The organism is Streptomyces sp. NPDC006458, assembly GCF_040612135.1.
Lineage (GTDB): Bacteria > Actinomycetota > Actinomycetes > Streptomycetales > Streptomycetaceae > Streptomyces.
Genome location: NZ_JBEXPR010000027.1, coordinates 27,726 through 39,146, shown reverse-complemented (window position 1 = coordinate 39,146; position 11,421 = coordinate 27,726). Strand labels below are relative to the sequence as shown.

Genomic DNA, 11,421 nt, shown 5'->3' with positions numbered 1-11,421 from the left:
AGGCCCACGAGTCCCGCTAGATCACCCCCTACTCGGAAGGAACCACAATGTCCGGCACCCGCGACCCGATCGGCCGCCGCACCGTCCTCGGAGCCGCGCTCGCCACCGGAGGTGCGCTCGCCGCCACCGGTACGGCGGCGGCCGCCACCCCGAAGCGCCCCCGCCCGCTGGAGACGTCCTACACCGTGAAGTCCGCCGCACTCGCCAAAGGCCTCTACCAGGTCGCCCACTCCGCCCGTAACGAGGTGCTGTGGGTGACCAGTTCGGTGGGCTTCCCGCCGGTCACCCAGTCGCGCCTGCTGAAGGTCGACCCCCGGACGCTGGAGCTGCTGGACGCCTACACGCCCCCGCTGACCGACCCGGCCACCGGTGCGCTGGAGGCCGTCTACGGCGTCACGGTCGACGACGTCCACAACACGGTGTGGGTCACCGCCACACTGAACAACGCCCTCGCGGTGTACAGCCAGAGCACGGGCCGCCACCTGGCGACCGTCCCCGGCGTCAAGCACCCTCGCGACGTCGCCGTCGACCTGGCGCGCGGCGTGGCGTGGTGCAGCGCGCTGGAGGAGGGCAGCATCGTCGCCTTCGACCTGCGCACCTACCAGGAGAAGCAGCGCGTCACCGTCGAGGGCGCCTGGCCCACCGGCCTCGCCGTCAACCCGTACACCGGCCACGTCTACGCGGCCGACCTGGCCAAGGGACGTCTCATCGAGGTGACGCCGGGCTCCGCCGAACCGAAGCTGCTCCCGGCCGGGCAGGGCTCGATCGACGTGTGCCTGTCCGCCGACGGGCGCACCGCCTACACCGCCAACCAGGCTTCCGGCTCGGTCTCGGTGGTCGACCTCGCGAGCGCCCAGGTCCAGCGCGAGATCCCGACGGGCGCGGGCACCCTCGCGGTCGCCACCGACGTCTGCACCGGCAACGTCTACGCGGTGAACAAGGACGCGGGCACCACCACGATCCTCGACCCGCGCACCGGCACCGTCCTCGCGAGCCTCGCCACCGGCGCCAACACCGACCACGTCGTCCTCGCCCACGGCACGGCGTACGTCGTCGACAAAGCCGCCGTCGGCGCGCAGGCCCTGGACTCCATCCACCGAATCCGCCCCGCGCGCTGACGAGGCGGGCCGCACACCCACGCATCATCCGTCGGGCGCCCGACGGATGATGCGTGTCCGCGTTCGGGTGTGCGGCGCCAAGGACCGGCTTTCGCTTGGATGTTCGTGGAACGTCACCCGGGTGGCGGGTTTGGTGGAACGGGGACACGCCCGGACGGGTGAATGCCCATGGCATGTGCACTTCGTGCATCCGCGGTCATCCCCGCACGTCGCGGTACCCCCATTGCTTCACGCATATGCCGAAGGTATGGCTCTGGCCACGATTAGCCTCACCCCCTTTGGTGCGAAGCAGACGTCATGGCCATCGACCTGAAACAGACGGCGATCGATCCCGACGTGGCGGTCCCCCCGACCCGCAACACCGTCGAGGCGCTCAGAGACGCCCTCGGCGACCTCCAGGGCAACATCCTCAAGAGTCACGGCCGTGACCACAGCCGGCACCTGTTCATCACGTTCGCCGTCGACACGGCGGAGCAGCGGCAGAAGGCCCGCGCCTGGCTGGCCGGCATGGTCTCCGAGAACCGGGTCACCTCCGCCCTCCAGCAGTGGGACACTGCGAAGGCCCACCGGGAGGCCCTGGAGACGATCCGCGGCAACGGCGGGGTGTCCGCCAAGGACGCCACCGCCCTGCTGAAGTCCGCCAGCGGAGCCTTCTACGGCCTGCTGGTCTCGGCCGCCGGGTACCGCGACCTCAAGGTGCCCGCGCTGTCCCTGCCCGACGACCCCTCCTTCCGCGCCGGGGCCAAGGCTCAGGTGGGCCTGCTGAACGACCCGCCGGTCGACAAGTGGGAGGACCAATTCCAGCGCACGCTGCACGCCCTCGTGATCGTCGCCGACGACTTCCCGGACCGGCTGGACTGGCTCGCCGCCGAGCTGCACGCCGAGCTGACGGCCCTCGGCGCCAAGATCTCCGAGGAGCACGGCACCGCCATGCGCCTCGACGCGGACGGCAAGCCGGACCCGCAGGCCCCCGTCCGTGAGCACTTCGGCTTCGTCGACGGCATCAGCCAGCCGCTGTTCTACGCCCGCGACATCGAGGACGCCCACACCCGGCAGGGCGGCATCGACCGCTACGACCCGAGCGCCCCGCTCGACCAGGTCCTGGTCCCCGACCCCGGCGGTGCGGACCACAGCTACGGCTCGTACTTCGTGTACCGCAAGCTGGAACAGGACGTGGCCGGCTTCCGCAGGGACGAGCAGGCCCTCGCCAAGAAGATCACCGCGAACGCCCGCCCGAAGTACAAGGAGACGGACCCCGTCCCCCAGGAGTACGTCGACCTCGCCGGCGCCTACATGGTCGGCCGCTTCCAGGACGGCACCCCGGTCGTGGACCGCCCCGTCAAGGGCCTCGGCCCGCTGCCGAACAACTTCGACTACGACGCCGACCCCGACGGAGTGCGCTGCCCCTTCCAGGGCCACATCCGCAAGTCCAACCCGCGTGGCGACAAGCAGCGCCAGTTCGGCCAGCCCGTCACCCAGGAGCGGACCGTACGGATCGTCCGCCGCGGCATCAGCTACGGCAAGGTGACCCTCACACCGGACCCGGATGACAAGGTCGGGCTGCTGTTCCTGTGCGCGCAGAGCAGCATCGCCGACCAGTTCGAGTTCATCCAGAACCAGTGGGCGAACAACCCGGTCTTCCTGCGGGACGGCAGCGGCATCGACCCCGTCATCGGCCGGCGCCCGCCCGGATCGACGACGAAGTACCCGGCCGACTGGCCCAAGCTGTACGGCTCCCGCAACGACCTCGACTTCTCGCAGAACCCGCCCAGGGTCGTGGGCCACACCTTCACCGAGACGGTCGGCGAGTGGGTCACCATGAAGGGCGGCGAGTACTTCTTCGTCCCGAGCCTCACCACGCTCAAGTCGCTGGCCGGGGTCAAGGAATGACGACCGATCCGCACGCCGCCGTCGCCAACCTCGCCCGCCGCCTCAGCGGCTATGTCTGCGAGCCCGGCAGCGCCGAGTACGCCAAGGTCGTCGCCATCGACAACGGCCGCACCCGCACACCCCCCGCCCTCGTCGTCCGCGCCAACTCCTACGCCGACGTCCGCGAGGCCATCCTCTTCGCCCAGGACCGGGGTCTGCCCATGACGGTACGCGGCGGCGGGCACAGCGCCGCCGGGTACTGCCTGAACCGGGGTGGGATCGTCCTGGACCTCGGGCTGATGCGGGGCATGACACTGGACAAGGGCAAGGACCAGCTCACCGTCCAGCTGGGCGCCACCTGGGCCGACGTCTACGGCTACGTCGACCGCAGCGCCCGTCCGCTGATCCCCGTCGGCGGCGGCTGCCTCCCGGTGGGACTGCCCGGCTTCCTCCAGGGCGGCGGCTACAGCTTCGTCTCCCGCTCCTACGGCCTCGGCAGCGACAACGTCACGCGGATCAGGCTCGTCACCTCCGACGGCGAGATGCACACGCTGACCGCCGACGCCAAGGAGAAGCTCGACCGGGACCTGTTCTGGGCCTGCCGGGGCGGCGGCGGAGGCAACTTCGGGGTCGCCGTCGAGGTCACCCTGCAACTGCACCGGCCACCCGCCGCCACCGTCCTCGGCGGAGGGCTCTCCTTCCCGCTGGAGCGGGCCGAGGAGGTCATCCCCGCCTACGACGCCTGGGCCAAGAAGCTGCCCGACGCCTTCGCCGCCTACGGCTACGTCGGCCACGACCCCGACCCGGCCGAACCCACCCGCATGATCCCCTCCTTCCGCATCACCCCGGTCTACAACGGCGCCTACGCCGACGGCATCGCCCACCTCCAGCCGATGCTGAAGCTCAACCCCTTCGACGTACGGCTGTACTCGGTGCCCCTGCCCACGCTGGAGATGGCCATCGGCCGCTCCACGCTGGTCGGCGACCGCAACGCCTACATCCGCTCGGGGATGATCGAGGAGAAGCCGGGCTGGACCACGGACATGATCAAGGCCGTGCAGAAGGCGATGGCCGCCTCGCCGTCGAAGGAGAGCTTCGTCGTCTGGACCCACGGCCGCGGCAAGGTCAACGACAAGTCGCTCGCCGGCCAGGGCCCCTACCCGCACCGCGACAAGCTCTTCGTGTTCGAGCTGAAGTCCATCTGGGGCGACCCGGCCGACACCCGGGCCAACGTCGAGTGGGCCTTCGACTTCGGCGAGGCGCTGAAGAAGGACTTCCACGGCGCGTACGTCAACTACATCGACCCCCTCCAGCAGGACTGGGCCAAGGCCTACTACGGCTCCAACCTGGAGCGGCTCAGGGAGATCAAGAAGGCCGCGGACCCGGACCCCGCCTTCTTCACGTTCCAGCAGTCGGTCGACTCCGCCTTCGAACCGGACGTCAAGAACCGCCCCCTGGACCTCGCCCCCCTCAACCGCACCCTCCTCCCCTCCTCCTGAACGAGAGCACCCCCATGGGCAACATCCCGCCCCCACCCCGCACCCCCGAGCAGATCTTCACCGACATCTCCGTCGAACTCACCGGGTTCAACCGCACGGAACTGGCCGGCACCGGCCTGATCGACACGTACTACGACACCCTGCTGCGGATGATCGGCGAACGCGAGGCCGGGCAGCTGTTCCGGGTCGCGGAGGACGCGCTCGCCAAGGACCGGCAGAAGAAGCCGTACGACGGGGCCGAGTTCAAGAAGGAGGTCGTCCAGAGCGACCGCTTCGGCGCGGTCGTGATCAGCCTGATCAAGCTCTGGTACCTGGGCAGTTGGTACCCGCTGCCCGCCGGCTACCGGGACCGCTTCGGAGCGACCGCCGACGACGTCCAGCACATCGTCTCCAGCCAGGGCTACCGCGAGGGCCTGGTCTGGCTCGCCGCCGGAGCCCACGCGATGGGCGCCAAGGGGCCGGGTTTCGGCTCCTGGGCCGAACCGCCGTCCCTGCTGCCCTGATGGTGAGGAAGAACCATGAGCGACACCCCTGAATCCGCGTACGACCTCGTCATCGTGGGCGGCGGCATCTCCGGCGCCGTCGTCGCCAAGACGGTCATCGAACACGCCCTGAGGACCAAGGAGGCGAACGACAAGGCCAAGAAGGCGACGAAGCTCCCCAGCATCCTGATCCTGGAGGCCGGGCGTTCCACCGCCATGAGCGCCGACAAGTACGACACCTACGTGGAGGCGTACCAGGAAGCCCTGATCAAGGTCCCCAACTCGCCCTACCCCACGACCGGTTCGGCCCCGCAGCCCGACGTGCTGGACATCCGGCCGCTGCGCGACGCCGACGGCAACCCCGTCACCAGCGACCAGGGCTACTTCGTCCAGAAGGGCCCGCTGCCGTTCGGCAGCGACTACGCCCGCTCCCTCGGCGGCACCACCCTGCACTGGCTGGGCACCTGTCTGCGGATGCTGCCGCACGACTTCGAGATGAAGACGAAGTACGGCCGCGGCTTCGACTGGCCGCAGAAGCTGCGCTACGCCGACCTCAAGCCCTACTACGAGCGCGCCGAGTGGGACATCCTCGGCGTCTCCGCGGAGGTGCGCAACCAGCACTACCCGGGCATCGGGGACGACCCGGCGGCGTACTTCAAGAGCGCGAACACCGCCAAGTTCCCGAACGGCGTCTACAGCTTCCCCATGGAGGAGATCCCCTCCAGCTACCTCGACAAGTACTTCGAGAAGATCGCGGGAAACCTGAAGATCACCCTGCACGGGCGGGACAAGAAGGCGTACGACTTCACCGTCCGGATCAGCAACACCCCGGTCGCCCGCAACTCCACCCCGACCAGGCCCGACTACCGCATCGTCGGCGCCGCCGGGAACGCCGACCGGGGCCAGCGCTGCGAGGGCAACTCCAGCTGCATCCCGATCTGCCCCGTCCAGGCCAAGTACAACGCCCTCAAGACCCTGTACGAACTCGTCGTCAAATACCCGCCGCCCCGGGACGGCGAGACACCGGGGAAGCGTCCCATGGTCACCATCCGCAGCCAGTGCGTCGCCATGCGGGTCGCCCACACCGAGGGCACGGACACGACCAAGGGCAAGGTCACCGCCGTCGACTACAGGACGTACTACGACGACGGCAGCGCGCCCACGGACCACCGGGTCACCGGCCGCGCCTACGTCCTGGCCGCCAACGCCATCGAGAACGCCACCCTGCTGCTCGCCTCCAAGGCCGCCAACTCCAGCACGCAGGTCGGCAAGAACCTCATGGACCACCCGCTGCTGCTCACCTGGGGCCTGCTCCCGGAGAACGTCGGCGCCTTCCGCGGGCCCGGCTCCACCTCCGGCATCCCCGCCTTCCGCGACGGCGACTTCCGCAGCGAACGCACCGCCTTCCGCGTGGAGATCGGCAACTGGGGCTGGAACTTCCCCGAGAACGCCCCGTACGACACCGTCGGCGACCTGGTCGGCGGCGGCCAGGACGGCAAGGCGCGGCTCTACGGCAGGGAGCTGCGCACCGCACTGGGCAAGATCCTGCCCCGGCAGTTCCGGATCGCCTGGGAACTGGAGCAGGACCCCGAGGCACGCAACCGCGTCACCATCGACGGCCGCTACAAGGACGCCCTGGGCAGCTACCGGCCGGTGATCCAGTACGACCTGTCGGAGTACGTGAAGGCGTCCCTGCCCTGGGCGGCGGAGGCGAGCAGACAGCTGTTCGCGCGGCTGGGCATGACGGACAAGGTCCGTCGACCCGAGTACAGGACCGGCGACTACACCCACTACGGCCCGGACCCCTCCGAGGTGGAGTACGACGGCGTGCGGTACTGGGTGCGCGGCGCGGGCCATGTCGTGGGCACCCACCGCATGGGCGACGACCCCGGCACCTCGGTCGTCGACAGCTACCAGCGCAGCCACGACCTGCCCAACCTGTTCGTCGTCGGCTGCGGCAGCATGCCCACGCTCGGCACCTCCAACCCGACGCTCACCATGACCGCCCTGGCGCTGCGCACGGGTGACGAGATCGCCAAGGAGCTGATCAAGTGAACCAGCGGTCGCAGAAACCCGAACCGATCAAGGACAAGGCGGAGTTGACCGCCGCGCTCCAACTGGCCGTGGGCCTGGAGCTGAGCACGATCCCCGTCTACCTCACCGCGCTGTACTCCATCAAGGACGGCCACAACTCCGACGCGGCCCAGACGATCCGCAGCGTGGTCATGGAGGAGATGCTCCACATGGTCCTCGCGGCCAACGTCCTCAGCGCGCTCGGGACGAAGCCCAGCACGGACCCGGTCACCTTCAAGACCTTCAAGGACGTGCCGCCGGTCCCGGAGTACCCGTACGACATCAAACTGATCAGCGGTATCGGGTCGTTGGAACTGCGGCCCCTCGCACCGGCGGCCGTGGACGGGTTCGTCCTGATCGAGCACCCCTTCCACGGGGCGGCCAAGCTCAGCGACATCGACTGCTCCTCGGGCGGCTATCCGACCATCGGCGAGTTCTACGGCGCGATCCGCACTGCGCTGAAGGACCACTGCAAGGACGAGGACTTCAAGCACGGCAACCAGGTGAAGGCCACGGAGTACTACGGCGGCGCCGGCGAGATCCTCCATGTGTCCGGCGTCGACACCGCCGTCGCCGCGATCGACAAGATCGTCGACCAGGGCGAGGGCCTGCCGCCCGAGGTCCTGGACAAGCCGGCCGTGGTGGTCACCGACCACGACCGGCTCAACAGCGGCTGGGAGATGTACTCCCACTACGCCCGCTTCCGTGAGCTCCAGACCGGCCGCCGCTTCCGCACGGACCAGCTGGCGAACGAGGAGCCGAAGGGCGCCCTGCTCCTGGTGGACTACGACGCGGTCCACCCCGCCGAGTTCGTCAAGGGCAACGGCGCCCTGCCGAGCGGCCTCGAAGGCATCGCCCTGAAGGAGTTCGACCTCGCCTACACCGAGCTCGTCGACGACCTCTACCTGGCCTTCTCCGCCGTCAAGAAGTCGGTCCCGTACAAGATGGGCACCCACGCCGGGGTGGACGAGAAGGACCGGCTGCCCCTCGCCGTCCACTCCATGTGGGCGCTGAAGAACAAGGCGGTCGCCCTGATGCGCACCCCGGACCCCGCCAGAGCCCACAAGACGCTCTGTCCTCGGTTCCACTACGCCCGGACCACCGGCGACAAGGACAAGCTGCGCAAGGAGATCAACGACATGAAGGGAGCCCTCAAGTGATCTCGATCGTCACGAAGTGGTGGCATGTCGACGGCAGGCGCGAGGAGGCCATCACCGCGCTCAAGGACCTGGTGGCGCAGACCCACCAGCACGAGCCCGACACCTGGATGTACTGCCTGCACACCGCCATCGTCGAGGGCTCCCTGCCCCCGCCCACCCCGAACGAGATCATCTTCGTCGGCGCCTGGAAGGACCGTAAGGCCTTCGACGACCACCGCACCGGCCCGGTCTTCACCAAGTGGCTGGCCGACCACCTCCATCTGTTCGTGCAGAACGACGGCAAGCTCTACGTCAGCGCCGAGTTCGCCGACCGCTTCGCGGGCTTCGTCCGCAAGGAGGCCATCGGCTGAGCCGCCGACACCGCCGGTGGCGGGCGCTCCCGGACCGCCCGCCATCGGCCGCCACCCGGGTCAGGCCATGGGCCCCCGGCCCTCCCGGACCAGCTCCCAGGCCCGGGAGAACAGCTCGGGCAGCGTGCCCGGGAACAGCTCGAAGTCCCGCACCTCGGTGCCGTCGTAGCTCAACTGGGCGCCGAGCAGGGGTGCCTTCCACGACTCCATCGGCAGGAGCGGCTTCTCGGCGTGGGACCAGGCGCCGGGCAGGAACAGGGTGCGTCCGGCGCGGGAGCGGCGGTCCTCCTCCACCAGACCGCGGGCGACCAGCGCCGCCGCCGCGGCCTTGTGCTGGGCCGGCTTCCAGGCGTTCCAGCGGCGCACGTTGCGGTCCGACGGGACGGGCAGCGTCAGGAGCTGGAGGTAGAGGGCGGCGGCGTCCACGGTCAGGTCGAGGTCGGCGGCGATCTCGGCGACCAGGCCGGGGACGCAGGCACGCGGGTCGGACTCGTAGCGGCCCGGTGGCAGGCCGCCGGTGGTGATGCGGGCCAGGATCCGGTCGCAGGCGCCGTCGGTCAGCCAGTCCTGGCGTCGGCTGCCCCGGCTGCCGCGGATGACGCCCGCGTGCAGGACACGGGCCGGTGAATCGCCGCCGGCCAGCACCCTGCGCAACTGCCTGACGACCCCGGGCGCCCCGTCGCGCACCGGGTCCCCGGCCGGGAGGTCCGTGTACGCCCAGGTCAGGCCCGTCAGGACGGCGTGCACGAGGTTCATGGAGTCGTACTCGCTCATGACGCCCCACGCGGTGCGCAGATGGCGGTACTCCGACGGGCAGGGCCAGACACCCAGGTAGAAGCCCGGGGGCACGGGGGCGTTCGCCGGGTCGAGGAACAGCTGGCACAGATGGGTCGCCGGTATCCCGGTCTCCAGGGCGGCGGCGGCCTGCCAGGTGGGCCAGGGGGCGCTGGGACGCCTGCCGTGCAGCCGGGTCCAGGCGGCGGCGGTGCGGTCCGCGACACGGGCGAGGCCGCCGGGCTCCCACAGGTCGGTGGGGTCCTCCGGGAGGACGTCGGCGAGCAGCGTCAGCCGCTCCTCGTCCCTGATCGCCGACAACTCCGTGCGGGCGGACTCGAGTTCGCCCGCCTTGAAGCCGTACACCGAGCGCTCGTGCTCGTCCAGGAAGGGGACCTGGTAGCCGCCCGCACCCGCGTTGCCGCTCAGGACGAGGGCCGCGGCGGGACGGCTCAGTCCCGTGGCCTCGCTGAGCGCGAGTACGGCGTCCGCGTCCCAGTCGAACGGCCCGCGTTCCCACACCAGGTCGACCAGGCGCAGGAGTTGCTCAGGGGTGCCCCAACCGCGGTGGCAGTCCACGGCGTAGAGCGGTTCCTCAGGACGGGGGGCGCAATCGCCACCGGGGAACACCACTTCGAAGTAGCGCGTCTCCTTGCGGGCCGGCCAGTGCAGACCGAACGACGCACCCTGCTCGTCGCGGAGGGCGTACGAGTGCCGCCCGGCCAGCTTGCCCATGCGGAAGCGGAAGGCCGGATCGGCGAACGGTGTCCCCGCCCACGCCTCCAGCAGATCGAGCAGCACCGCGCGCCGCTCCGGCCTCGTCGCGGGCGCGGCCGCGCGCAGCGCAAGGGCTCCCGTGCGTCCTATGAGCTCGTTCCAACTGCTCGCCCCGGAGAACCGGACCGTGGCCTCGGCCGGCGCCTCCGTCGCGTCTTCCCGACGGCCCTCGATGTAGCGGGCGGTCGCCCGGAACTCGCGGAAGGCGTCCCCGTTCCCGATGCTGAGCATCCCTCCGAGGAGGCTCTGGACGGCGGAGGCGGCCTCGTGCCCGCTCCAGGTGCGGGACGCCCGGCGCGCGGTCGTGTCGATCTCGCTCATGCCCCCGATCATGACGGACACCACTGACAACGGGGCTCGGCGTGGGAGCCGAGGTCGGGGGCTACAGGTTGTGACGGGTGTTTGACCGCGTGGCGCCGGCCGGTCCGCCCCTGACAGGGGGCCCGTACGGGCGGACAATGGTGGGGGAGAGGTGGGCAGCGAAGTGTCGTACACAGCCGTGACCGCGCTGAGTCACAGCGGACTGGTGCGCGACCACAACGAGGACAGCCTCGTCATCGGGCCGTGGACCCTGTGCGGCACGGTCACCGAGACGCCCCAGACCCTGGTCTTCCCCCGGACCCGCCCGTTGCTGACGGCGGTGGCCGACGGCCTCGGCGGCCAGCCCGGCGGCGAGATCGCCAGTGGTCTCGTCGCCAACCGCCTGGCCGAGTTCGGCCCGACCCTCACCGACGCGGAGGGCGTCGGTACGGCCCTGGAAACGTGCAACCGTCAACTGTTCGAGGCGGGCGAGGCGCACCCCGAGCTCGCGACCATGGGCACCACGGTCGCGGGCGTGCTGATCCTCCCGGACGGCCTGCTCGTCTTCAACATCGGCGACAGCCGGGTCTATCTCCATGACGACGACGGCCTGCGCCAGATCAGCGTCGACGACAGCCCGCCACCGGCTCCGGGGCAGCGCACCACCTCCCGGGTCACCCGGACCATCGGCGGAACGCTGAGCCACACCCCCGTGACCGCGCACCTCGTGCCCTGCCCTCTCGGCTCCGGCGACCGCCTCCTCGTGTGCAGCGACGGCCTGACCGACCCGGTCCCCGACGAGATCATCGACGACCTCCTCGCCGAGGAACCCGACGACGGTCCCGCCGCCTTCATCCTGTGGCGCGAGGCGATCCAGGCGGGCGGCCCGGACAACATCACGATCGCCCTGATCCGCGTCGACGACTCCTGACGCGCGACTGCCTGGCGGGGCCCGTGACGCGCCGCCCGGACGCAGGCCCGCGGCGGCCTGGCGGGGCCTGTGATGCGCCGCCCGGACG

Annotated in this window: 9 protein-coding genes; 8 read left to right on the top strand and 1 reads right to left on the bottom strand. The window is 70.3% G+C overall.

Annotated elements, in window-relative coordinates; translation table 11 throughout:
• Nucleotides 1–47 precede the first annotated feature (47 nt).
• The 7 genes from ABZZ79_RS30455 (at nucleotide 48) to ABZZ79_RS30425 (ending at nucleotide 8,551) form a co-directional block, all read left to right on the top strand.
• Nucleotides 48–1,118: a YncE family protein gene (locus tag ABZZ79_RS30455; protein ID WP_356694177.1), complete on the top strand. Its 1,071-nt coding sequence runs from the start codon at nucleotides 48–50 to the stop codon at nucleotides 1,116–1,118.
• A 297-nt stretch (nucleotides 1,119–1,415) separates the two neighbouring features.
• Nucleotides 1,416–3,008, top strand: coding sequence for a hypothetical protein (locus ABZZ79_RS30450; RefSeq protein WP_356694175.1), 1,593 nt, complete (start codon nucleotides 1,416–1,418; stop codon nucleotides 3,006–3,008).
• Nucleotides 3,005–4,486 carry an FAD-binding oxidoreductase gene (locus ABZZ79_RS30445; protein WP_356694173.1) on the top strand — a complete coding sequence of 494 codons (1,482 nt, stop codon included), beginning with the start codon at nucleotides 3,005–3,007 and terminating at the stop codon, nucleotides 4,484–4,486. The genes ABZZ79_RS30450 and ABZZ79_RS30445 overlap by 4 nt, the downstream gene beginning before the upstream one ends.
• Before the next feature lie 14 nt (nucleotides 4,487–4,500).
• Nucleotides 4,501–4,989: a hypothetical protein gene (locus ABZZ79_RS30440; protein WP_356694171.1), complete on the top strand. Its 489-nt coding sequence runs from the start codon at nucleotides 4,501–4,503 to the stop codon at nucleotides 4,987–4,989.
• Nucleotides 4,990–5,004: 15 nt separating this feature from the next.
• Nucleotides 5,005–7,023 (top strand): GMC family oxidoreductase, encoded by a 2,019-nt coding sequence (locus tag ABZZ79_RS30435; protein WP_356694169.1) that lies wholly within the window; start codon nucleotides 5,005–5,007, stop codon nucleotides 7,021–7,023.
• Complete coding sequence (locus tag ABZZ79_RS30430; protein ID WP_356694167.1) at nucleotides 7,020–8,201, top strand: ferritin-like protein; 1,182 nt, start codon at nucleotides 7,020–7,022, stop codon at nucleotides 8,199–8,201. Before ABZZ79_RS30435 ends, ABZZ79_RS30430 begins: the two co-directional genes overlap by 4 nt.
• Entirely contained in the window at nucleotides 8,198–8,551 is a 354-nt protein-coding gene (locus ABZZ79_RS30425) for an antibiotic biosynthesis monooxygenase (protein ID WP_356694165.1), read from the top strand. Before ABZZ79_RS30430 ends, ABZZ79_RS30425 begins: the two co-directional genes overlap by 4 nt.
• Nucleotides 8,552–8,611: 60 nt before the next feature.
• On the opposite strand, the gene ABZZ79_RS30420 is transcribed toward ABZZ79_RS30425, so the two are convergent.
• Entirely contained in the window at nucleotides 8,612–10,423 is a 1,812-nt protein-coding gene (locus ABZZ79_RS30420; protein ID WP_356694163.1) for a hypothetical protein, read from the bottom strand.
• A 163-nt stretch (nucleotides 10,424–10,586) separates the two neighbouring features.
• On the opposite strand from ABZZ79_RS30420, the gene ABZZ79_RS30415 reads away from it, so the two are divergent.
• Complete coding sequence (locus ABZZ79_RS30415) at nucleotides 10,587–11,333, top strand: protein phosphatase 2C domain-containing protein (RefSeq protein ID WP_356694161.1); 747 nt, start codon at nucleotides 10,587–10,589, stop codon at nucleotides 11,331–11,333.
• Nucleotides 11,334–11,421: the final 88 nt, after the last annotated feature.